The sequence below is a fragment of the Trichocoleus sp. FACHB-6 genome, assembly GCF_014695815.1.
In the GTDB taxonomy this organism is placed as follows: domain Bacteria; phylum Cyanobacteriota; class Cyanobacteriia; order Cyanobacteriales; family FACHB-T130; genus Funiculus; species Funiculus sociatus.
In genome coordinates, this window is record NZ_JACJOY010000055.1 from 1 (window position 1) to 21,616 (window position 21,616).

Genomic DNA, 21,616 nt, shown 5'->3' on the forward strand with positions numbered 1-21,616 from the left:
TGTGGGGTTGAAAAAGCCCAAGTGCGTTCTTCTCGTGCTCAACGCAATCACATTGGTTTGGCGATTCGAGCGTTTCTACGCCTGGAGATGCATTGGTTTAATACTGGCATTAGTTGGTATGAGTCCAAAGCCAGTATTGTTCGGGAGGCGGTGCGTTCCTACTTAGCGGCTCCTTGGCTGACTCTTGTACCAACTGCGTAACTCCTGTCAATGATGAATTTATCTTAGCTAAGGAAGAGAAGGCGATCGCGTCCAATCTTATCTCTTGCCGCTAAAACTTCCTGCCTTGCCCATTCGTCGGCTGCTACAATGTCATCAAGAGAAGGATTTGGTCGATTGTCGGATTGATGGCGATCGCATACATATTCAATACAACGCGGAATATCCAAAAATTCGATTTTTTCTTCCAAAAAGAGCGCCACTGCCTGTTCATTTGCCGCATTCAATACAGCAGGCATTGAACCACCAGCTCTTCCCGCTGTATAGGCAAGTTGCATACAGGGATACTTTTGATGATCTGGTTCTTTGAAAGTTAAATTTCCAGCTTTTACTAAATCTAACTGTTGCCAATCTGTATGAATTCGTTCCGGCCATGACAACGCATAAAGCAGCGGCAAACGCATATCAGGCCAACCCAACTGAGCTAAAACTGAAGTATCTTGTAACTCAATTAATGAGTGAATAATACTTTGGGGATGAATGACAATATCAATATGGTCGTAATCCATGCCAAATAGGAAATGAGCCTCAATTACTTCTAGCCCTTTATTCATCAAGGTGGCGGAGTCTATAGTAATTTTTTTACCCATTGACCAATTAGGATGCTTGAGGGCATCTGCAACTTTAACTGTTGCTAATTTTTCTACAGGCAAATCGCGGAAAGCACCTCCTGAAGCCGTGAGCAAAATTCGCCGCAAGCCGCCCATCTTAACCCCTTGAAGGCACTGAAAGATGGCAGAATGTTCTGAGTCAGCTGGCAGCAACTTAACGCCATATTTCTCCACCAAAGGCAGCACAACTGGCCCCCCAGCAATTAGAGTTTCTTTATTTGCCAGAGCAATGTCTTTTCCAGCTTCAATTGCAGCGATGGTTGGCAATAGACCTGCACAGCCGACAATACCAGTGACTACGATTTGGGCATCGCTGTAACGGGCAACTTCAATCACCCCGGCTTGGCCCGCAAGTAGGACGGGCTGGGGGTCGAGGTCTTTTATCGCCTCTTTCAGTTCTGACAATTTCTCTTCTTCGCAGATGGCTGCTATGCTTGGGCGAAACTGTCGTATTTGTGCAGCAAGCATTTCTACGTTGCGTCCAGCTGCTAACCCTACAATCCGAAACTGGTCCGGGTACTGAGCCACGATATCTAGCGTCTGAGTTCCAATTGATCCGGTAGAGCCAAGGAGAGCGATCGCTTTCATATTTATTTAATAATTCGCTGTACTTTACACTATACGATTGTTTGGGCTGTCTTAGTCGTTGGTCATTGAAACGTTGCCGGATTGAAAAGTTAAAGCCTTGTCAGGTTCTAACTTTTCAACCTAACAACAATAATTTATACTCAACTTTAACCTCAACGGACAATTGACAAAAGATGATAATTATGTTTTTCAACTTTAAGAGTAGTCGAAATTAATTTAACGGAGATACTGATGAAAGAAAATAAAGTTGAACATTACACACTTAAGGAAATCCACGAGCAGTCAGCCGTGGTACAAGCTTGTTTAGATGCTTTTACTAATCAGTCAATACCAGCATTAGGTGAACACATCATAAATTTAGGTTTTTACTCTAAGTTTTACCTTGATATAAACCAAATTCAAATTATTGCTTGTGGTAGTAGTTTGTATGCCGGCTTAGTAGGTAAATCTTTGTTTGAACAAGTGGCAAAACTTCCCACTATAGTACATGATGCTGCGGAATTTCGAGATGCACCACCGCCCCCAACTGCTAACACACTTATCATTGGCGTTACCCAGTCCGGAGAAACCGCAGATACACTCGCTGCGTTGGAAATAGAAAAAAATCGTAGGGTGAAGCAGCGACTTTTAGGAATTACCAATAAAACAGGAAGTTCTTTAGAGAAACTGGTAGATCATACTATCCATACGCAGGCAGGAATTGAAGTAGCGATCGCTGCCACAAAAACGTTTGTGGCTCAGTTGATAGCGTTTTACTGTTTAGCTCTTGATTTGGCTTACTACCGCCAATTTTTATCGGCGGAACAATTACATCAAATCATGGCACAATTACGACAAATTCCTGCGAAAATAGACATAATCTTGCAAACCCAAAAAGACGATATTGAAAAATTAGCGCAAGATTTAAAGGAAACACAAAATTGGATTTTATTAGGGCGAGGTATTAACTTTACCATTGCTTTAGAGGGAGCATTGAAACTAAAAGAAACCAGCTATATTCACGCCGAAGGTTATCATAGTGGAGAATTTTTGCACGGGCCAATTGCCATCCTAGATTCTAAAGTTGCTGTGGTAGCGATCGCTATGCCTGGTGTCGTTTACGAAAAAGTCCTTGCAAATGCTCAGAAAGCAAAGGCTTGTGGTGTTCGCCTAATTGGGGTAACATCCATCAAGTCTGAAATATTTGATGATGTGTTGTCTGTACCTGAAGTAGACGAATTACTCTCTCCCCTTTTAACAGTTATTCCCCTGCAAATCTTGGCTTACTATCTCGGAGTGCATCGGGGAGTCGATGTTGACCGCCCCAGGAATTTAACTAAGGCTATAACTCATGAATGAAGCTGGAACAATTGATACAAAAAAAGCTTTTTTAAACAATGCTTTCATCTTTGCAGTGGGAATGTGGCTAATTAGCAGACTCGTGATTTTGATAGCAATGATATTGATTGCTCCGCTGCTTCCGGCTCCACCAGGTGGGGTTGCGCCTACGTTTGGCTGGGGAGTTTTCGATTATTGGGATAGTGTACATTATCGCGCGATCGCTACTACTGGCTACGAATATATCAATGATGGAAAAGGGCATAATGTTGCTTTTTTTCCCCTATTTCCTTTAATTGTTCGTGGAATAATGCTCCTTGGCTTACCCTTTGAAGTAGTAGGAACATTAGTAAACAATTTTGCCTTTTTGGGCGCAATAATTATTGTTTACTTTTGGGTAGAAGAAAATCATGGAAAAAGTGCTGCAAGGTGGTCAAGTGCTGTGCTCGCTTGGTGTCCGTTTTCTCTATTTGGAACGGTAATTTATACAGAAGGGCTGTTTCTGTTACTAAGTACAGCCGCTTTGAGAGCATTTGATAAAAAACAGTATTTTTGGTTAGCTTTGTGCGGTGCATTAGCAACTGCAACTCGACCAACTGGGATAGCACTTATCCCCGCTTTTTTGATAGTAGCCTGGAGACAACGCAGACCCCTGATTGCCTACGTTTCCAGTTTAGCTACCGCAGTTGGTTTGCTGCTGTTTAGTTTGTATTGCTGGATTCGTTTTGCAGACCCCTTAGCGTTTGTCAATGCACAGCGGGGATGGCGACAAAATGTGGGGTTTGATTGGCAAGGTTGGGGGAAAATGCTGATGCAAATTTCGGTGGGGACAGCAAACTGGAAACACGGCTCAATTGTAGACCCTTTGCATCCACTGCTATTTTTAATTATTGTCGCTAGTGGCTTTTTGTTGTGGCGATTCCGGAAAAAATTGGGTGAGGTTAAAGTTAGATATGGTTTTTGTTTGTTATGGTTAATTTTATGGCTCGTGGCGGGCGATCCGTTGATTAATACGGTTGCTTTAGTAGGTGGTGGCTACTTGTTATGGCACTTACGCAAACAGTTGAGTTTGGTGACAGTAATTTATGGTTTTTGTGGTTTGGGATTAATTTTGAACTCTGGAGGTACTTGGTCAATTGGTCGGATTGCTTATGGAATTGTATCACTAGCGATCGCGCTTGGTTTATTACTTTCCCGTTATCCGCGTTGGGGATACCCTACAATCGGCTTTTTCACCATCTTTCTTGCCAGTTTATCTATTAGATTTGCCCAACACCTCTGGGCAGGGTGAAGATTGGATTAATTCAGCAATTAATGTAGAGTGGGCAATGCCCGCTATCAAACCAATTGGTGGAAATTTCCTCTAATAATATAAGGGATCAACAGAGATTTACCCTGTGCCTGAAGCGGTTCAAAAATATTATGAAAGAAAAACTGTTAAAGCCTGGTGCTGTGGCGCTAACAATCGGCACAAGTATCTTAATTTTATTTGCGTGTAGCAGTCTTAGACACGCAATGTTTCAATCGGGGGCTTTTGACCTGGGAATTTACGATCAAGTAGTTTATTTAATCAGTCAAGGACAACCGCCGATTTCCTCTATTCTCGGCTTTCATCACATGGGAAACCATGCAGCTTGGGCAGTTTATCCGCTGGCTTTATTTTACAAAATTTTCCCAAATGTTCACTGGTTATTGATAGTCCAAGCTGTTGCCTTATCTTTGGGTGCATTACCGATGTGGCACCTTGCACATCAGGCGGGGTTAAAACAATCACAATGCGTAGCAATGGCAGCGGCGTACTTACTCTACCCGTTAATTTTTAATGTTAATTTATTTGAATTTCACCCAGAAGTTATGGCTGTTCCCGTCTTTTTAGCAGCCGTATGGTGTGCTAGGGAAAGTAAAATCGGGTGGTTTTGTTTAAGTATTATTTTTATTTTGGGATGTAAAGCTGTCTTATCTCTAACTGTAGCGGCGATGGGTTTCTGGCTGCTGGTGTTCGAGAAGAGACGTTTTTATGGTGCTTTTGCTCTCTGCGCTGGTATTGCCTGGTTCCTCATTGCAACTCAGGTGGTTATTCCGTTCTTCAGCAGCAGTGAAGCCGCAGCAGTGGAACGTTACAGTTATCTCGGCAATTCAGTTTTAGACATTGCGAGAAATTTAGTATTTAAGCCAGAATTGGTGTTAGGAAGAATATTCTCAATTAATACCATAAACTATTTAATACTTTTAATTTTACCGTTAATTTGGGGGCTTTCGCCGCAGCATTTAACTCCTTTGGTGAGTTCTATTCCCGCTTTCATGTTGAACATTCTTTCCGACAAACCCCATCAACGGGATTTAATTCATCAGTATTCTTTGCCAATTTTGCCTTTTCTGCTGCTGGCTGTAATTTCTAGTCTTGCTGCTAATCGTAGTTGGTTGAAAAATAGAAAGGCGATAATTCTCTGGTCGCTAGTAGCTTTCTTAGCATTAGCAAAGTATGGGTATTTTTGGTCAAAATATCAGATTTCGCTAGATAATTGGCAAGCAACGCGGGAAGCGATCGCGCAAATTCAAACTTCTGATGGTGTCTTAACTACCCACAGAATTGTCCCCCATTTAACCCACCGCCGCCTGATCCAGTTCGTTGACGATTTTAATCCACCACCCGCCGGCCTTTCAGCCTTTGAGTATGTCTTGCTGAATGTGCGTTATCCCGGCGGATCTGGTAATCGAGAATTTGCCGCCAACTTTGTCAATCAACTCAGAAATGCACCGCAATTTCAATTAACCTATCGACGTGATGATGTTTATTTGTTTAGAAAAAAGTCTTAATAAAATTAAATACGATTTTAGGAGTTTCAAATGACATATCCCCAGGCACCTTGGACGCTTCAAGGTTACGCATTACAAACCTTGCATTTGGTAGATATTCCCAAAGCGCGTCCTTTCATCCCTCCAGAGTTTGAAATCGTCTCTGTATTCCCAGGAAAAACGCTAGGCGGGGTTTACTTATCCTATTACGGCACAGGTTCAGTATTAGAGTACAGCGAGTTAATTGTTGTCCCTGGTATCGTCAGCTATGAAGGAAAATTGGGCGGTTGGGTTTCCCATATTTATGTAGACAATTCTGATTCTGTTGCTGGTGGACGAGAAATTTGGGGACTACCCAAAGAAATAGCTGAATTTACGTGGCAAAAAGGCGACAATTCTCTTGTCACTGTCCGTCAAGGCGATAAGCAGTTGTGCAGCCTCAGTTACACAAACACCCCATTACCCCTTTCTACCTGGTGGCGACAACCCTTAACCGGATCTGCCTTCAGTACCCTAGACTCCAATGTGCTATTTTTCAAAAGTGGATTAGAGTCTCAGCTAAAGGCAGTTAGTGGCAAATTGGAAGTACCTACAATTAGTCCTTTCTCCCAGTTAGGCTTAGGTCAGCCTTTGGTAACAGTTTACTGCGACCAAATGCGTATTGTTGTAGATGCGCCGGAAGTAGTGGGAGGCACAGCAAGAGAAGCTGAGTTTAGCTATCGGTAAGCACTAGAACACCAATTCATAACAATTGTATTTAGGCTGACCGAAATAGCAAAACGCAACAAATGCTTATATTGCATTTGTTGCGTTACCGCAAACACCACTCGTAAGGGCGTATAAAAATACGCTTTTTGTGTGGCTCCCCAACCTACTATTTTGTTAACTTTGTTTGTCTAGCGCCACCTTAAAGAGCGATCGCAAAAATCAAAAAACCGCTAATTGCTTCCCCAATTAGCGGAGGATGATTGAGAGGAATCAGTCCGATATTTACTAATCTTTCTAGATATCAGATCCCGGTGCAGCTTCAGCACCCATAGGTAATACAGCACCACGTAAGAAATCAATTTGCTGCTGAAAATCCATGCCTTCAATTTGCGCTAACAAGTCTTTTCCTTCTTGGGGAAGTTCATAATTAGGAGGCATAGGAATGATGGTACCGTTGTCCATTCCTTGCGCTAAAAAGTACCAGAAAGCCAGCTTAGTTTCAGGACTCAAAGAGCCGTATTGACGGCTAATCTGAGTATTAGCATTTGTAGCGATGTCACGCTGAACTTGCAGCTGTTCTTCATGGGAGAGTTCTTTAACTTGATTGAACAATCCCTGTGCAATATCAGAGCCAGAAGCCCCTGGAGCCGCTGGTGTGATTGATTTACCCATCTTAGTGTAAACAAACCACAGCAATCCTAGCTGATCGTCTACATTCAAGCCCTTAAGAGCTTCTTTACCTTTGTCGTAGCTACCCGTAGTGGTGAATGTCATAATGCCCTCCAAAAAATCAATTATTGCTTAGTTTCCGCAGTTACTCAGAAAACTACTTTTCGCTTTCTTAAAGAAAATTAACTAATAATCGATGATGGTTTAACCCCGCTGAAGATAGATTACGATCCCCAAGACAAATCCATCAACGAGAGGGTAGATAAGTTATAAATTTATAACCAAAGGAAGATATGAAAAAGTAAGCGATCGCGCAACACTTAAAAAAAATCTCAGAAGGCGATCGCTCTTAGAATTTAAACAAGTAAGGTAAGGTAATATCTGCTAATTTACAGCGTTTAACTGCTCAGTTCCTCTACTTGGGCTACAGACAAACCAGTTAACCGAGTTACTTGTTCTACACCCATCCCTTCTGCCAGTAAGTTGCGTACCATCTGCTGCAACTGACATAAAATCAAGGCTTTAAGAGACTGGTTTGCTAAAACCCAGCCTGCTCCACCTGATTTTGATGCAGATGAAGCTAGATGGGAAGGTTTAAAGGAGAAACACAACCTATTGAAATTTTGCTAGGCATACGCCCAAGCAAGCTACAAATTCCTTAGGATTTCACTAAATTAAACTCTCTATCCCGTGTTGCAAATCTTTAGTCAAATGGGTTACAGCAAGTTTGGCACCGTGACGATTTTCTTGATAAACTGCGTAACGTTCTGAAACAGATATTGGTTGCCCGATAGTCATCTCTACTTGTTGATTGCCAAGACGAGGGCGTTCAAAAGGATTACTATTCTTAATGCGAGTCACCATATCCCATAAAAGTAAAGTTGTCTCAGCAAAGCGTTCTACTGTTGGTTTTTCTATAACATACTTGCCTGTAACTGCCACAAAAGTTTCTACCAAGCGCATATGCCATATATGGCTGTTTGCTTCGTCAGCTATTCGATTAGCTAATGCCCTTTCTAGGGGAGACAGTGCCTTTATATTCTTGTATTCTTCTCGATAAATGTGATTCCAACCAGCCTGCTCTAGGCGACGACAGCGGTCAATCACGCTTCCCTTGGGCGGTAAGTCAAAATATTGCTCTGCAACTTGTAGCGCCGCATCCATCAAAGCTTGAAGTCGAGCTTCCAAGGCTTCATTCTTTGGCAAATTTTTATGATAAAATCGGGTATAAAAATCCTCCATTAATGAGAGTAAATGTTCCCCTAAACGATACAAGCGTTTATAGAGAAAATGAGGATTTAAAACATCAGGCTCAGCACTTTCTGCATATGCGGTTAAACCGCTAACTGCTTCCAATTCACCTAAAAGCTTTTCTAAAGACTTCCAGGGAGCTTCAAGGTAACGATATTTAATCCCCACTGGTACAATCAAAACTTGCTCGGAGCGTCCAGCTTTAAGCAAATCTTCAACACACCAAAAGCCTAATTGAGAGATACCTGGTTCTAGTGGACTGATAATCTCATTGTGACCGTTGGTGGCACCTTCTGGGGCAGCTGCCATCGGAAACTGAGCATTAGCAAACAAGTCACGCGCCGACTTTAACCCTAACCAATCTGCTTTGCCTCTATGAATGGGGGTGCCACCTAAGCGAGAATAGATCCAGCCCATGTGTGTGCCTGCCCATAGGGGAATTCCCCGGTCATAGATAAAGTGGAAATGTAGGGGATTTTGCAGGGATACGCCTTGTTGTTGTGCTACCCGTGGCACCAATTTCCACATCAAGTGAGCCATGCACAGCGCATCTTCGGCATTGGGATGGCGAAATGCCATTAGGAAGCGGATTTTTCCGTCCTGAAATTGGCGATACAGATCAACCAAAACCTCCAGGTTGTCGGCTTGAATTTGGGTAATTGCTGTATGCGATCGCATCCAAAACGGTAGCACCATCTGGGCGGAGCGTAAAACTAGAGGATTGAAAGCTGGCGGAATAAATTCTAGCGGTGGTTGAGCCTGTATCATGAAATCTGGCAATGTCCTATCCTTATAACTTGCGATTAGACATCCTAGACTTAGCTTAGATAATAATTTTCCCATCTGTAGAGGCAACCACTGATGCGACTGTCACAAATGCTTTTTGTTACGCTGCGGGAAGATCCAGCGGAAGCAACAATCCCCAGTCATAAATTACTGCTCCGTGCAGGCTATATTCGTCGCATCGGTAGCGGTATTTACGCCTATCTTCCCTTGATGTGGCGAGTGCTGCAAAAGGTTTCCCAAATCGTGCGCCAAGAGATGAATGCAACAGGCGCTCAAGAATGTCTGCTGCCACAATTGCAACCAGCAGATTTATGGCGAGAATCGGAGCGCTGGGATACTTACACCCAAGCTGAGAATATCATGTTCGCCCTCACAGACCGACACAAACAAGAATTGGGATTAGGGCCGACGCATGAGGAAGTAATTACGGCGATCGCTCGTGATATGATTCGCTCCTACCGTCAGCTACCACTGCACCTCTATCAACTGCAAACCAAATTCCGGGATGAAATTCGTCCCCGCTTTGGCTTGATGCGCGGGCGAGAATTCATCATGAAAGATGGCTACTCGTTCCACACCAATGAGGAAAGCCTGAAGAAAACTTATCAGGATATGCACCAAGCTTACAGCAATATGTTGCGACGGTGCGGTTTGGCTTTCCGAGCGGTAGAAGCGGATTCTGGCGCTATTGGTGGCTCTGGTTCCCAAGAATTTATGGTACTCGCTGAGGCGGGTGAGGATGAAGTTCTCTACACCGAAGATGGACAGTATGCTGCCAATGTGGAAAAGGCTGTTTCTTTGCCACCGGATGCAGAAGAATCCTCATTTACAACTTCCGAAAAACGGGAGACACCGGGAACAGAAACTATCGATAAACTGTGCCAATTTTTAAAGTGTCATTCTACCCAAATTGTAAAAAATGTTCTCTACCAAACTGTGTATGACAATGGCATGAAAGTTTTGGTGCTGGTAAGCATCCGAGGAGATCAAGATGTTAATGAAGTTAAGTTGCAAAATGAGCTGACGAAGTTAGCACCACAGTATGGCGGGAAAACCATCATCGCCTTGACAGTACCAGACGCAGAAGCGCAGCAAAAATGGGCGGCAAAACCTCTACCTTTGGGTTATATTGCCCCTGATATTACTGATGACTACATCACTGAGGATAAACAAATACATCCTAAGTTTGTGCGCTTAGTTGATAAAACTGCTGTTAATTTAAAGAACTTCGTCACAGGTTCTAATGAAAGTGGCTACCACGTCGTCGGGGCAAATTGGGGTGAGCAATTTAAGCTACCAGAAATGGTATTGGATGTGCGAAAGGCAAGATTAGGCGATCGCGCAATTCACGATCCCAGTCAAACTCTCCAAACTGCCAGAGGAATTGAAATCGGTCACATTTTCCAGCTAGGCACCAAATACTCTAAAGCAATGGGAGCAACTTACACAAACGAACAAGGTGAAGAAGTACCTTTAGTAATGGGTTGTTATGGTGTTGGCGTGTCGAGACTGGCGCAGGCTGCGGTAGAACAATCTTATGACAAAGATGGGATTATCTGGCCGGTAGCGATCGCGCCTTATCAAGTCATCATTTCAATTCCCAACACAGGCGACACCAAACAAGTCGAAGCTGCTGAACAACTCTACACTCAACTTAATGAAGCGGGAATTGAAACATTATTAGATGACCGCGACGAACGCGCTGGAGTAAAGTTTAAAGATGCCGATTTAATTGGGATACCCTATAGAGTGGTGACAGGGCGATCGCTCAATAATGGCAAAGTGGAAATCGTCGAACGAGCCACCCATAAATCACAGGAAATTCCCCTTTCGGAAGTGGTATCGGCCTTAAAAGAGTGGATTTCTACTGCTGTCTCATAAGTACATCAATACTCATTCCCAGCCTATAACTGGGAATGAGTATTAAATAATTAATATTACCTAATGGAACTTATAGCCATCTTTTTGTCTGGGATACTAGCTCTCGTCTCACCTGTTGGATTAGTTCTCGATCGCACAGTAGAGAGCGCCATCCGCTCTCGATTTGATAAAATAGAGCAATTGCAAGTCCGCATCGACAACGCCCCCAACTATCAAATTGTCCGAGGAAAAGTCGAGCGAGTGCGGGTTGCGGGGCGGGGGTTCTGGCTAACACCAGAAATCAGAATTGCAGCTTTGGAACTAGAAACCGATCCCCTTGATATTGATGTAGCGCGTTTGCAAAAGCGGGGAAAGGCTCCAGTGACGACTTTACTAGAGCAACCTTTACAGGGGGGATTGCGTTTAGTTATCACCCAGGAGGATATTAATCAAGCTTTACTCTCACCTGCTGTAACAAAGCGTTTGAGTAAACTGGCAAGCCGTCTTTTGGGCAGTTCAGCTGAACTGATAGTTCAACGTTATGAGTTTGTCAATCCCAAGATAGAACTTTTGGGGAATAACCGAGTGCGTTTGCAGTTGGAATTACAAGAACAGGGAGCGGATAAACTGAGTGTATCGGTGGAGACAGGGGTGAGTGTTGCCGAAGAAACTAAGTTGCAGTTAATTGAGCCGTCGGTTTTGGTTAATAATACGCCAGTGCCACCCCCAGTGGTTGCTGCTTTGCTGTCCACTTTGAATGACCGATTGGATCTCAGTACCTTGGATGATGCTGCGATCGCTCTTAGAATCCTAAAATTAGATGTAAATAGGGAACAGCTAGAGGTAGCAGCATTTGTGAAAGTAAAAGCGCCAACTGCTGTACCTAGTGTGCGTTAGGTTTTTCCGGAGCAGCGCCCCTTTCAAATGTATTTCTCATCAAAACCTCCTCACAAAAATCCCAATAAATCTTTAAGGAGGGAAATTAATATGCAAGCTCAACAACCAGTCCGCCGGATAGCGATCGCGATCGCACTCGGTATGTCGGCGCTAGTTTTTGCGGCGTGCGCTCCAGAAGAGCCGCAGGCAGTAAATCCAAACACGTCTCCCACAACCTCTCCAGCTCCCATCGCCCAAGAGTCGCCCACGCCGTCTCAGACTAAGCCCCAAGCAGCCCAGAAGACAGTTGAAGTCTATTGGCTCAAAAGTAGTGGCAACAATATTGAGGTGGTGCCAACTCAGGTCAAAGCGGCAGCCGCAGTCAAATCGCAAGCTCCTCTCAACGAGGCTTTCAATAGTTTGCTGGCTGGCCCAACCGATCCGGCTTACAGCAGCACTATTCCCAAAGGAACCAAGCTCAGAAGTTTGAAGGTTCGGGACGATGGTGTTTATGTGGATCTATCCCAAGAGTTTACCAGTGGCGGCGGCAGTACCTCAATGACAGGTCGCGTGGCACAGGTTCTCTATACAGCCACCAGTGAAAATCCCAATGCCAAGGTTTGGCTGAATGTAGAGGGAAAACCTTTAGACGTTTTGGGCGGTGAAGGTTTAGAACTAGATCAGCCACTCACAAGGCAAACCTTTCAGGAAAATTTTAAACTGTAGTTTTTGCTTTGCCATTCATAGGGGCGGAGTTTCCCTGCCCCTAGAGAAAACAGGCTCAAACGGTGGATAATTCTACAATTGATTGAGGAATTGCTCTAAAGAGCCTGCCGTCAGCGCTACCTCTACCAAATCTTCCAATTGATTCAAATCAAGTGTTTGTAATCTTGGCTCGATTTCAGTAGGAACGTCCCCAAAGCGAGTGGTGAGTAAACGCAACAACTGTCGCAAAGCGCCTTGCTGTAAACCTTGCTCGATTCCTTGCTGTAAACCTTGCTCAATTCCTTGCTGTTGCGCCGCCTCCTCTGGTAAGGGGACAAGATTACCAGCTTGGTCATAAAAGCGCAACCATACCCCCGTAATTCGCTCCAGGGTTCCTTCCCAAGTTCCCAACCACAAGCCTAACCGCTGACACCAAAGCCATCCTTGCTCGTTCGGTATTAGTGGCTGATACTGTTGATTAACATCCAAATGCCACCCCCGTAAGGAATTGGGCTCGAACGGGTCAAACCCATAATAATCCGGGGTACGGAAAATCTGCTCGTAAATATCCTTCTTAACTCCCGTGTCTACCCCTGCTGTGGAGGGCGACATCAGCTCCACAATTACATCGGGATAGCGACCATTTTCTTCCCATACTACCCACCCTTGGCGGTCGGTTCTACCATCCACGTTCAACGCTACAAAAAAATCCGGCCCCCGGAAGTCTCGATTACGAACTTGAGTGCTGCTGTAGTAAACGAACATATTTCCCCCCGCAAAGTAATCATTGCGGTCAGCCAATGGGATTAACATTGACCGAATTAGGACATTCATAGCAATGCGGTGGAGATTGCTTTCCAAGGGTTCACCATCATCAAAAATTAAATCTGTAGGTGGCATAGGCGGTTCCCACTCTACCACCTGCCTCTGGGATTCCTGTTCTTGGGTTGTCTGGGGTTGCATCATATCAACCTGCCATCAAATTAAATAATTATAGAAATTAACATCAGCACTTCCAGCTATTGCAGTAAGTCGGCGGTTCAGCTCTATCCTACTAAAGTTTCCTCCTCAGCGCGATCGCACTTGACGGTTAATGGTATCGCTCAACTGCGATCGCACTTTTACTAATAGGGCTTGATTGGGAAACTTAGCAATCAAGCCCTAACTCGATAGCGGTTTTTAAAATTCTGGAGTTTAGACTAAGGCATGACAAAATGACTCAGAGGTAGTGAGTTAATGAACTATACTAATCAAAAAAACAAAAGTTAAAGTCGGCTTGGCTCTTTAACTTTTGTTTTTTTGAGCGATCGCTTCACGATAAAAAAAGGTATTGCAGCTAAAGTCGTGGCAAAATTCTGATTCCAACCGTGGCAATATCATAGGTATAACGACAAGCATTCATGTAACACGGCTTAACCCGATTTTCTGTTTTGATGCTACTGATACCCCGTCTTCTGAAGCCCATACAAAAATGCAAATTGAACCATACGATCCCCGCCAACTTGATGCCGTTATTCGTCTTTCGCTTCTGGCATGGACTCCGGTCTTTGATTCGATTCAGAACGCGATGGACTTTGACGTGTACCGAGCATTTTATCCCGACGATTGGCGTGTAAGCCAGCAAAAGGCTGTCGAGGAAGTCTGTGCTGATGCGGACACAAAGGTGTGGGTTGCGATAGACTCTGGTTCAACCGTGGGCTTTGTAGCGGTGAAACTCCACTCGGAGAGCAGCATGGGTGAAATCTACATGATCGCCGTTGATCCAGACTATCAACGTCGAGGCATTGGCACTGCGCTCACGCAATTCGCTCTTGATTGGATGAAAGTTGCTGGGATGTCCGTTGCTATGGTCGAGACTGGAGGCGATCCTGGCCATGCCCCGGCACGTCGTACCTATGAAAAGCTGGGTTTTGGGCTTTTACCGATTGCCAGGTACTTCAAGAAGTTGTAGGTGCGGAGGGTTTGAAGACGATCATATCTCAGAAAAATCCTAGTAGCGCATCCGAGATTTGTCAGTTAATCAGCTGCGTTGGGTTACGTTTAAGTAGGTAAAGTTTACCGCATTGCCTAAAGCACAAAAATACTTACTTAAATATGAAATAAATTGTTTTGGTGTAATCTTCGTTACCTTTTTATATTATTATTTTGGGTTATTATATTAAATAATGGAAATATTTGCACTTGTTAATAAACGTCAATATTTCCATTATAAAAATGCAATTATTAGATAATTAGATCGTAGACAAAAGTAGCCGAAAAAGCAAGATTTTTTTTGAACATTTATCGCACCTCGAATTGCAATCTAGAAACAGGAAAATTATTCTGGGTTAATCCGCATTAAGGGTTGCCCATATTCGACGGGTTCGCCGTTTTGAACCAAAATTTCCATCACAATACCAGACACTTCAGCCTCAATTTCATTCATCAGCTTCATTGCTTCAATAATGCAGACTGTTTGCCCGGTACGGATGCGATCGCCTACCTCGACAAATGGAGGTTCATCGGGTGCCGGAGAGCGATAGAAAGTTCCCACCATTGGGGATGCCACCTCTGGTAATTTGCGATCGCTATTGGGAGCAGCAACGGGAGCAACCGCACGGGGCGGCACCTCAATACCCGGACTAGGTAGCACAGGAATAGATGCTGCTTGGGTGGGAGGCGCAACGCTGGGGCTATCGCTTGTTGATAGGGCAGGTGGATCGACCGGAGCGATAAAGCGCGGCGCTTTCCGCACCGTAAGTTCAAAATCAGCGCTTTTTAATGTCAACTCCGCAATATCGGTTTGCGCGATCGCCGCCAGCAGTTCGCGGAGTTCGTTGAAATCTATTGACATGACGGGAAGAATGAAGAATGAAGGATGAAAAAAAAAATTAAAAATACCAAGTTAAAAATTTTAAAAGCGAAATTTTTAACTTGGCATTTTTAATTCTTCCTCTGACTTATACCATTTTGTTTGAGACTTGCGGATTTCAAATTCTGGACTTGTGTATTGGCTTTTAGTTGACAATCCAAAATCACCCGATGTTTTGGGAAGAATCCATCTCCTCAAAAATCGCTTCAAAATCCAAAATCCAAAATCCAAAATGGTATTAGGCATTTTCTCGACCCAGATAAGTATCGGTACGAGTGTCAACCTTAATTCGTTCGCCGACAGTAATAAACAGAGGAACCATTACCTGAGCGCCAGTTTCCACAATTGCTGGTTTTGATCCTCCCGTAGCAGTATCTCCTTTGAGACCCGGATCGGTTTGGGTGACTTCCAGCACCACCGAGTTAGGTAGTTCTACTTCCATTATCTGCTCGCCCCAGCGGATAACGTTCACTTCCATGCCTTCCTTGAGGTATTTCACGCGATCGCCAATCTGATCTGTTCGCAGAGAAGCTTCCTCATAGGTTTCCATGTCCATAAACACGAACTGGTCAGCCTCTTTGTAGGTATGCTGCATCGTGCGCTTTTCCAGGTTGGCTTGCGGTACCGTTTCAGCAGCCCGGAAGGTGCGCTCCACTACACTACCTGTTTGCACATTTTTCAGCTTCGTCCGCACAAACGCTGCACCCTTCCCTGGCTTGACGTGGAGAAATTCCACCACCCGCCACACAGCGCCATCTAATTCAATTGTGACACCGGGTCGAAAGTCGTTACTCGAAATCATGAATCTCTATCTTGGGGAGAACAATCGGCAATTCATTTTACCGCACTAGGGGCTGGGGGCTGGGTATTGGGGATTGGTGGTTGCGGATTGGAGACAAGTTATGAGATATGAGTTATGAATTCATATCTCATATAGGAGTCTTAAATAATTCGTGAAAGCGAGATGCCCGACTTCTCTAAGAAGTCGGGCATCTAAAGGGCTAGTGTCTTACAACTCTGGCTCAGATTGCTATAGCAGCCCTAAATGATTAGTGAAAGCGAAAAAACCCGGTAACTTTTAAGAAACCGGGACTGGTGGAGATAGTAATTTTACGTGTCTAAAATAAAATTGCTGTAACTCAGCATTTAGTCCCCAGTCCCCAGTCCCCAATCCCTAATCCCCAGTCCCTAGTGAACACCCGTATGGCAAGATTAAGAATGGAGTTTTTCAGCTGACGAAAGCTTCCGCCGTAACTGGTTGGCAGCACCCAGGGATTAATTTATGCTTCAAAAAAACCGTTCTATACTCAATTGGTGCAAGCGCTTGGCTCAAACTAGCGTCTTAGCGCTACTGCTGATTACTCTCTCAGTAGGACTTAGTGCTGCTTGGTGGGACACATCAGCCAAAAGTGTCCGCGATAGTGGGTTGCCATCTGGAAATGCGATCACAGACGGAAAAGCATTGCTACGGTATGCCCTACCCATTGAGAACCAAGAAATACGGAATATGCAAAGCAGTTTGGAAGATATCGCTAACCAACTGCGAGGTAAACGCTGGAGTCCCATCACTAGCGATATTACCAGGGCAGATCGGATTCTGAGCGATCGCGTCTCCGAATTACTCGCCAACATCCCAGAGTTGCAAAAACCCGAAGCCCTTGCCCTCATAGATAACATGAAGCAGCAAATCTCCCAGCTTCGAGAGGCGGTGGAAGCCAAAGATAAAGAACAAACCTGGACTGAGCGCGGTAAACTGCTCGACATGGTGGGACAGTTGGAAGAAATGATGGTGCAAAGTTTCCCCTACGAAGTGCCATCAGAGTACAGCAACCTGCCTCAACTCAAAGGTCGCGCCACCGTGGAAGTGACAACCAATCAAGGCACCATTACCCTAGTGGTTGACGGCTACAGTGCGCCCGTGACTGCTGGTAACTTTGTCGATTTAGTTCAGCGCGGCTTCTATGATGGTCTGGAGTTTGTTCGCGCCGAAGAGTCCTACGTGCTGCAAGTGGGAGATCCACCAGGGCCAGATCAAGGTTTCATTGACCCAAAAACTGGCAAGTACCGCAATATCCCCTTAGAAGTGCTAGCCAGAGGCGACCAAGAACCCGTCTATGGCATTACCTTAGAAGATGCTGGACGTTATCGCGATCAGCCAGTGCTTCCCTTCTCCGCCTACGGTGCGGTTGCGATGGCACGTCCTGAAGGGGAACCCGATGGTGGTTCTTCCCAGTTCTTCTTCTTCCTGTTTGAACCAGAACTGACCCCAGCAGGACGCAACCTCTTGGATGGGCGATATTCCGTCTTTGGCTATGTAACTGAAGGCAAAGAAGTCTTGCAAAAGCTGAAAGCAGGTGACAAGGTTGAATCTGCGAAGGTCGTCCAAGGGGCGAAAAATCTAGTTCAGCCACAAGTAGCATAAACATCTAGTTGATATGTAGAGTTATAAGTAGGGTGGGCATTGCCCACCCTACTTGCTAAGAGGTTGTCTTAAAAGTTGGTTGAGCAGTAAAAAAGCTCACTCGGTGTAAGCTGCGAATACGAATTGCACAGCACCGAGAGAGCCGCATGAGTAAAGCATATCCTAGCAACCTAACTCAAGCCCAATATGAATGCTTGAGTGACATGATTCCAGACGCAAAACCGGGTGGTCGTCCCCGGGAAGTGGAGATGAGGGACATCCTCAACGCGATTTTTTACATTCTGTGTGAAGGCTGTCGCTGGCGTGCGTTGCCGGGTGACTTTCCCAAATGGCAGACGGTGTACACCTACTTCCGCGACTGGCGGCTCAACGGAACTTGGGTGAGGATACATGACTATTTACGAGAGTGGGTGCGAATAGACCATGAGCGACAACCAAGTCCATCAGAAGCCATCATTGACTCTCAAAGCGTCAAAAATGCGGCGATGGTAAGCAAGCAGGTCGGATTTGATGCTGGAAAACAAATCAAGGGTCGCAAACGGTTCTTGACAGTCGATACATTGGGGTTAGTACTGCGTGTTTTAGTGACCGCAGCGAGTGTGGGTGAGCGCGAAGGCGGCAAACGGGTACTCAAGCGAGTCAAACCCATGGAAAAAGCGGTGTCACGGCTTCACACAATTTGGGTCGATGGGGGCTTCGATGGCAACCCATTCATGATGTGGGTGATGGACGTTTGCCGTTGGATTGTGCAGGTGGTGCTGCGACCGGAGCAAACCAAAGGATTTGTGTTGCTCAAAAAAAGGTGGGTAGTAGAACGAACGTTTGGCTGGCTGATGGGGTGCCGTCGTTTAGTTAGAGACTATGAGTTATTGCCAGAAACCTCGGAGACGTTTATCTACCTAGCAATGATCCGTATCATGGTAAGGCGATTGGCATAAAGTTTTACCCCTCAAACCTTTTCAAACATCCTCTTAGAAAGATGGCTAGTGCGAGTAATTAATGTGCCAAAAGCCCTTTCATTACGTGGTTATCCGGCGGGTGTAGAAGCCGAATTGCATTTGGAAATTCAGGATAACATTCTACCCGATAATAATGGGAAGTTTATCTTAGCAGTTTCCGGAGGTCGCGGTGAAGTAACTAAAGGCGGGAGGGGAGAATTACGTTTAGATGTGCGTGGATTATCGCCTTTATTCACAGGTTTGTTTACACCTCATCAACTGCAAACAATTGGGCAAATTGAAGCAACTGCTGATGCAATCGCCGCAGCAACGCAAATATTTGCGGGTTCGGAACCTTGGATGTCCGATCATTTTTGATAATAAGTTAGGAGTAGCGTGGCAATTAGCTATTAGCCAGAAACTGATCAAAATCCGGTACATCCACCCAGCAACCTGTTTCATGGGATTGATGGGTTAAATCCATTAATAGCTGAGAATAAACCCCTTCTCGCAGCGATGGCGTGACTGCTTTTCCTGCGTCAATTCCTTTCACCCAGTTATCTACAACTCTGATAAATGGTGCCAAACGCCCATCAGTGTAATTTTGGGGAAACAGCAAATGATTAGGAATTTCTATCTCAGCTAGGGATTTACCCGCGCCTGCACCCCAGAGGCGAAAACCATGAACGTAATCTTTTTGATTGTCGCTGCCCAAGACTAACGTCCCGCGATCGCCATATACTTCTATCCAGTGGGTTCGGCTTGCATAAACTACGGAACTGATACAAACTTGGCATGGCGTACCATCCGCCAAAAGTAGCATCAACGTACAAGTATCATCAGCATCCACAGCCTTCATTTCCCCCGTCTCTGGAACTGGACGAAAAGGAATCCCCGTAATCAACTGGGCGCATAGTCGCTGCACGGGTGCAAACAACCAACTAATATAATCAAAAGCGTGAGAACCAACTGCTCCCAAAGCACCGCCGCCTTGGTCTTTCCGAGCATACCAGTTCCAAGGGCGCGAGGCATCAGCGCGACTCGACACCAACCAATCTATTTTAATCAGGCGCTTTTCTCCTACATACCCTTCTGCCAATAATTCAGCAAATTTTTGCCATGCGGGGACAAAGCGAAATTCAAAATCCATTGTAGCGATCGCGCCAACATCGATCGCCATATTGTGCAATTCTCGCGCCTGGGTTGCTGATAAAGCTGTCGGTTTTTCTAATAATAAATGCTTCCCAGCTTGCAACACAGTCTTTGCCATTTCGTAGTGCAAAAATGGCGGCGTTGAGATACTGACAGCATCAACATCCGATAGGGTGACGATTTGTTCTAGATTATCGCCAGCGTGAGGAATATTGTGGGCAGAAGCGATTGCTTTTGCTTTCTCCAGATCCCGGTGATAAACTGCCACTACCTGAGTGCGCGGATGTGCCTGAAATCCGGGAATGTGGATTTTCTGACCAAATCCCGTGCCTACAACGGCTACGTTAACATTGCTGAGTGTCATGCTAAATTTGCGGATTTAAACTTTTCCACCCATTCAATCACTTGATGACCTAGACGAGTGCCGTTTAGTCGGTCGGCTTCCCGGATACCAGTGGGGCTGGTAACGTTAACTTCAGTAAGGTAGCCGCCAATTACATCAATACCAACAAAAATTAAGCCATCCCGTTGTAATGTAGGCGCTAGTTGGGTGCAAATTTCCCGCTCTCGTTCGGTAATTTCCGTCTCCGCTACTCTACCACCGACTGCCATATTACCCCGAAATTCTTTACCTGTGGGAATGCGATTTAACGCCCCAATTGGTTCGCCATTGAGTAAGATAATTCGCTTATCTCCATCTTTAGCGGCAGGTAAATAGGTTTGTACCATGACTGGAACTCGTCCCTGAAGGGTACTCAGTTCAATTAGGGAATTAAAATTGCGATCACTCGCATCCAAAAATAATATCCCTTCTCCCGCTTTCCCACCCAGTGGCTTCAATACAGCTGTCCCTTTTGCTTCCAGAAATTCGCGAATTACCCCTTTATCGGCACTGACAATCGTTTCTGGAATTGCCTCGGTAAACTGGAGTGCATACATCTTTTCATTTGCCGCTCTCAGCCCTTTGGGGGAATTGATAACCAACGTTTCAGCAGCATCGATATAGTCCAGAATGTACGTCGCGTAGAGGTAAGGAACCGTCACTGGCGGGTCAGTCCGCATGAAAACCGCATCCATTGACTCAAGTCGAGAGAGCGTGCGATCACCCACAGCAAACCACACCGGCTCTGCCACCCACAGCCCGTTCACCAGCTGCACTGGTGTCAGTTGCACAGGCTCCAGCACCGCCCAAGCCTTGCCATCCACCACACTCAATAAATTAGCCTGCGTTATCCAAACCTCGTGACCAAGTGCTTGCGCGGCTTCCATTAGCGCCACGCTGCTATCGTGACCAGGATCTAGCCGTTCGATGGGGTCAATGATAAATGCAAATTTCATTTTAGATATCAGCTAGCGGCTTTTTGTTCATTGTCGATTGTCCGTAGACGTGTGAAGAGGCAAGAAAGTTGGAACGTTTCAACTTCCCCACTCTTCACACAATGACTTCTTATTGCAGGAGTTGATCAAGTTTACCTTGAGCCTCTAGGTCATAGGTATCATCGCACCCACCGATGTGCTGATTGTTGATGAAAATCTGAGGTACTGAACGCCGCCCATTCGCTCGTTTTGCCATTTGCGATCGCGCTGCCTCGTCCCCATCGATACAATACTCTGTATACTCAACGCCCTTTTCATCGAGCAAAGCCTTGGCGCGGATGCAGAATGGACATCTGCTCCAGGTATAAATTTCCACGTTAGCAGCCATTTTGTCCTTAAATATTCATTAATATTTGTTAATCCTAGTCTACCCAAGTACATTAACTTTTCCCTGTTAAAGCTAAATCCCTTAAAAAAACGCCTCTCACTTCCTTGAGAAGTGAGAGGCGTTTTAAGTAATACGTATCTCTACAGGAGAAAAAACTGTCCT

The 21,616-nt window shown here is 45.1% G+C and carries 20 protein-coding genes and 2 pseudogenes; 12 read left to right on the top strand and 10 right to left on the bottom strand.

From position 1 onward, the window contains the following. Nucleotides 1-201, top strand: a pseudogene (locus H6F66_RS10225) (IS701 family transposase); the annotation flags it as partial. Between the two features lie 23 nt (nt 202-224). Here H6F66_RS10225 and dxr read toward each other — a convergent pair. Next, a complete protein-coding gene (gene dxr, locus H6F66_RS10230; RefSeq protein WP_190420806.1) occupies nt 225-1,418 on the bottom strand; it encodes a 1-deoxy-D-xylulose-5-phosphate reductoisomerase in 1,194 nt (397 codons plus the stop codon). A gap of 231 nt (nt 1,419-1,649) precedes the next feature. Between dxr and H6F66_RS10235 the strand changes: the two genes are divergently transcribed. The 4 genes from H6F66_RS10235 to H6F66_RS10250 all read left to right on the top strand — a co-directional run bounded on the left by H6F66_RS10235 (nt 1,650) and on the right by H6F66_RS10250 (nt 6,257). Beyond that, nucleotides 1,650-2,756, top strand: a complete 1,107-nt coding sequence (locus tag H6F66_RS10235; RefSeq protein WP_190420808.1) for an isomerizing glutamine--fructose-6-phosphate transaminase — start codon at nt 1,650-1,652, stop codon at nt 2,754-2,756. Then, complete coding sequence (locus H6F66_RS10240; RefSeq protein ID WP_199295281.1) at nt 2,749-4,026, top strand: mannosyltransferase family protein; 1,278 nt, start codon at nt 2,749-2,751, stop codon at nt 4,024-4,026. The genes H6F66_RS10235 and H6F66_RS10240 overlap by 8 nt, the downstream gene beginning before the upstream one ends. Nucleotides 4,027-4,157: 131 nt before the next feature. Further along, complete coding sequence (locus H6F66_RS10245) at nt 4,158-5,552, top strand: DUF2079 domain-containing protein (RefSeq protein WP_190420809.1); 1,395 nt, start codon at nt 4,158-4,160, stop codon at nt 5,550-5,552. A gap of 30 nt (nt 5,553-5,582) precedes the next feature. Continuing rightward, a complete protein-coding gene (locus H6F66_RS10250) occupies nt 5,583-6,257 on the top strand; it encodes an acetoacetate decarboxylase family protein (RefSeq protein ID WP_190420811.1) in 675 nt (224 codons plus the stop codon). A gap of 276 nt (nt 6,258-6,533) precedes the next feature. Here the strand turns inward: H6F66_RS10250 and H6F66_RS10255 are convergent, their stop codons facing one another. Both H6F66_RS10255 and H6F66_RS10265 read right to left on the bottom strand, forming a co-directional pair. Next, nucleotides 6,534-7,013, bottom strand: coding sequence for an orange carotenoid protein N-terminal domain-containing protein (locus H6F66_RS10255; RefSeq protein ID WP_190420813.1), 480 nt, complete (start codon nt 7,011-7,013; stop codon nt 6,534-6,536). A 564-nt stretch (nt 7,014-7,577) separates the two neighbouring features. Further along, complete coding sequence (locus H6F66_RS10265) at nt 7,578-8,939, bottom strand: 1-acyl-sn-glycerol-3-phosphate acyltransferase (protein WP_242019217.1); 1,362 nt, start codon at nt 8,937-8,939, stop codon at nt 7,578-7,580. 81 nt (nt 8,940-9,020) lie between these two features. Here H6F66_RS10265 and H6F66_RS10270 point away from each other — a divergent pair, with 81 nt between their 5' ends. From H6F66_RS10270 to H6F66_RS10280, 3 genes are all read left to right on the top strand, one after another. Further along, on the top strand, nt 9,021-10,826 hold the full coding sequence (locus H6F66_RS10270) for a proline--tRNA ligase (RefSeq protein ID WP_190420817.1): 1,806 nt from the start codon (nt 9,021-9,023) through the stop codon (nt 10,824-10,826). Nucleotides 10,827-10,889: 63 nt separating this feature from the next. After that, the gene (locus H6F66_RS10275) at nt 10,890-11,702 is read left to right on the top strand and encodes a DUF2993 domain-containing protein (protein ID WP_190420819.1); all 813 of its coding nucleotides are present in this window, start codon (nt 10,890-10,892) and stop codon (nt 11,700-11,702) included. A gap of 90 nt (nt 11,703-11,792) precedes the next feature. Then, a complete protein-coding gene (locus tag H6F66_RS10280) occupies nt 11,793-12,407 on the top strand; it encodes a GerMN domain-containing protein (protein ID WP_190420821.1) in 615 nt (204 codons plus the stop codon). A 72-nt stretch (nt 12,408-12,479) separates the two neighbouring features. Here the strand turns inward: H6F66_RS10280 and H6F66_RS10285 are convergent, their stop codons facing one another. Next, entirely contained in the window at nt 12,480-13,352 is an 873-nt protein-coding gene (locus H6F66_RS10285) for a Uma2 family endonuclease (protein ID WP_199295282.1), read from the bottom strand. Between the two features lie 505 nt (nt 13,353-13,857). Between H6F66_RS10285 and H6F66_RS10290 the strand changes: the two genes are divergently transcribed. Further along, nucleotides 13,858-14,337 (top strand): GNAT family N-acetyltransferase, encoded by a 480-nt coding sequence (locus H6F66_RS10290; RefSeq protein WP_190420823.1) that lies wholly within the window; start codon nt 13,858-13,860, stop codon nt 14,335-14,337. A 366-nt stretch (nt 14,338-14,703) separates the two neighbouring features. Here the strand turns inward: H6F66_RS10290 and accB are convergent, their stop codons facing one another. The 3 genes from accB to efp all read right to left on the bottom strand — a co-directional run bounded on the left by accB (nt 14,704) and on the right by efp (nt 16,039). Further along, nucleotides 14,704-15,219: an acetyl-CoA carboxylase biotin carboxyl carrier protein gene (gene accB, locus H6F66_RS10295; protein ID WP_190420825.1), complete on the bottom strand. Its 516-nt coding sequence runs from the start codon at nt 15,217-15,219 to the stop codon at nt 14,704-14,706. Between the two features lie 75 nt (nt 15,220-15,294). Continuing rightward, nucleotides 15,295-15,483: a hypothetical protein gene (locus H6F66_RS10300; RefSeq protein ID WP_190420827.1), complete on the bottom strand. Its 189-nt coding sequence runs from the start codon at nt 15,481-15,483 to the stop codon at nt 15,295-15,297. Beyond that, nucleotides 15,476-16,039 (bottom strand): elongation factor P, encoded by a 564-nt coding sequence (efp, locus tag H6F66_RS10305; protein WP_190420829.1) that lies wholly within the window; start codon nt 16,037-16,039, stop codon nt 15,476-15,478. The genes H6F66_RS10300 and efp overlap by 8 nt, the downstream gene beginning before the upstream one ends. 480 nt (nt 16,040-16,519) lie before the next feature. Between efp and H6F66_RS10310 the strand changes: the two genes are divergently transcribed. From H6F66_RS10310 to H6F66_RS10320, 3 genes and pseudogenes are all read left to right on the top strand, one after another. Next, the gene (locus tag H6F66_RS10310) at nt 16,520-17,659 is read left to right on the top strand and encodes a peptidylprolyl isomerase (protein ID WP_190420831.1); all 1,140 of its coding nucleotides are present in this window, start codon (nt 16,520-16,522) and stop codon (nt 17,657-17,659) included. A gap of 146 nt (nt 17,660-17,805) precedes the next feature. Further along, complete coding sequence (locus H6F66_RS10315) at nt 17,806-18,597, top strand: IS5 family transposase (RefSeq protein ID WP_190420833.1); 792 nt, start codon at nt 17,806-17,808, stop codon at nt 18,595-18,597. A 39-nt stretch (nt 18,598-18,636) separates the two neighbouring features. Continuing rightward, nucleotides 18,637-18,975: pseudogene (locus H6F66_RS10320) on the top strand (sterol carrier protein domain-containing protein); the annotation flags it as partial. A 25-nt stretch (nt 18,976-19,000) separates the two neighbouring features. On the opposite strand, the gene H6F66_RS10325 reads toward H6F66_RS10320, so the two are convergent. From H6F66_RS10325 to grxC, 3 genes are all read right to left on the bottom strand, one after another. Beyond that, complete coding sequence (locus tag H6F66_RS10325) at nt 19,001-20,113, bottom strand: Gfo/Idh/MocA family oxidoreductase (RefSeq protein WP_190420835.1); 1,113 nt, start codon at nt 20,111-20,113, stop codon at nt 19,001-19,003. Continuing rightward, nucleotides 20,110-21,087: a glutathione synthase gene (gene gshB, locus H6F66_RS10330; protein ID WP_190420837.1), complete on the bottom strand. Its 978-nt coding sequence runs from the start codon at nt 21,085-21,087 to the stop codon at nt 20,110-20,112. The genes H6F66_RS10325 and gshB overlap by 4 nt, the downstream gene beginning before the upstream one ends. A 109-nt stretch (nt 21,088-21,196) precedes the next feature. Further along, complete coding sequence (grxC, locus tag H6F66_RS10335; RefSeq protein WP_190420839.1) at nt 21,197-21,454, bottom strand: glutaredoxin 3; 258 nt, start codon at nt 21,452-21,454, stop codon at nt 21,197-21,199. Nucleotides 21,455-21,616: the final 162 nt, after the last annotated feature.

Excerpts from the sequence above, each read along its gene's own strand:
- dxr (WP_190420806.1), bottom strand. The coding sequence starts at position 1,418 with ATGAAAGCGATCGCTCTCCTTGGCTCTACCGGATCAATTGGAACTCAG.
- H6F66_RS10235 (WP_190420808.1), top strand. The coding sequence starts at position 1,650 with ATGAAAGAAAATAAAGTTGAACATTACACACTTAAGGAAATCCACGAG.
- H6F66_RS10240 (WP_199295281.1), top strand. The coding sequence starts at position 2,749 with ATGAATGAAGCTGGAACAATTGATACAAAAAAAGCTTTTTTAAACAAT.
- H6F66_RS10245 (WP_190420809.1), top strand. The coding sequence starts at position 4,158 with ATGAAAGAAAAACTGTTAAAGCCTGGTGCTGTGGCGCTAACAATCGGC.
- H6F66_RS10250 (WP_190420811.1), top strand. The coding sequence starts at position 5,583 with ATGACATATCCCCAGGCACCTTGGACGCTTCAAGGTTACGCATTACAA.
- H6F66_RS10255 (WP_190420813.1), bottom strand. The coding sequence starts at position 7,013 with ATGACATTCACCACTACGGGTAGCTACGACAAAGGTAAAGAAGCTCTT.
- H6F66_RS10270 (WP_190420817.1), top strand. The coding sequence starts at position 9,021 with ATGCGACTGTCACAAATGCTTTTTGTTACGCTGCGGGAAGATCCAGCG.
- H6F66_RS10275 (WP_190420819.1), top strand. The coding sequence starts at position 10,890 with ATGGAACTTATAGCCATCTTTTTGTCTGGGATACTAGCTCTCGTCTCA.
- H6F66_RS10280 (WP_190420821.1), top strand. The coding sequence starts at position 11,793 with ATGCAAGCTCAACAACCAGTCCGCCGGATAGCGATCGCGATCGCACTC.
- H6F66_RS10285 (WP_199295282.1), bottom strand. The coding sequence starts at position 13,352 with ATGATGCAACCCCAGACAACCCAAGAACAGGAATCCCAGAGGCAGGTG.
- H6F66_RS10290 (WP_190420823.1), top strand. The coding sequence starts at position 13,858 with ATGCAAATTGAACCATACGATCCCCGCCAACTTGATGCCGTTATTCGT.
- accB (WP_190420825.1), bottom strand. The coding sequence starts at position 15,219 with ATGTCAATAGATTTCAACGAACTCCGCGAACTGCTGGCGGCGATCGCG.
- H6F66_RS10300 (WP_190420827.1), bottom strand. The coding sequence starts at position 15,483 with ATGCCTAATACCATTTTGGATTTTGGATTTTGGATTTTGAAGCGATTT.
- efp (WP_190420829.1), bottom strand. The coding sequence starts at position 16,039 with ATGATTTCGAGTAACGACTTTCGACCCGGTGTCACAATTGAATTAGAT.
- H6F66_RS10310 (WP_190420831.1), top strand. The coding sequence starts at position 16,520 with ATGCTTCAAAAAAACCGTTCTATACTCAATTGGTGCAAGCGCTTGGCT.
- H6F66_RS10315 (WP_190420833.1), top strand. The coding sequence starts at position 17,806 with ATGAGTAAAGCATATCCTAGCAACCTAACTCAAGCCCAATATGAATGC.
- H6F66_RS10325 (WP_190420835.1), bottom strand. The coding sequence starts at position 20,113 with ATGACACTCAGCAATGTTAACGTAGCCGTTGTAGGCACGGGATTTGGT.
- gshB (WP_190420837.1), bottom strand. The coding sequence starts at position 21,087 with ATGAAATTTGCATTTATCATTGACCCCATCGAACGGCTAGATCCTGGT.
- grxC (WP_190420839.1), bottom strand. The coding sequence starts at position 21,454 with ATGGCTGCTAACGTGGAAATTTATACCTGGAGCAGATGTCCATTCTGC.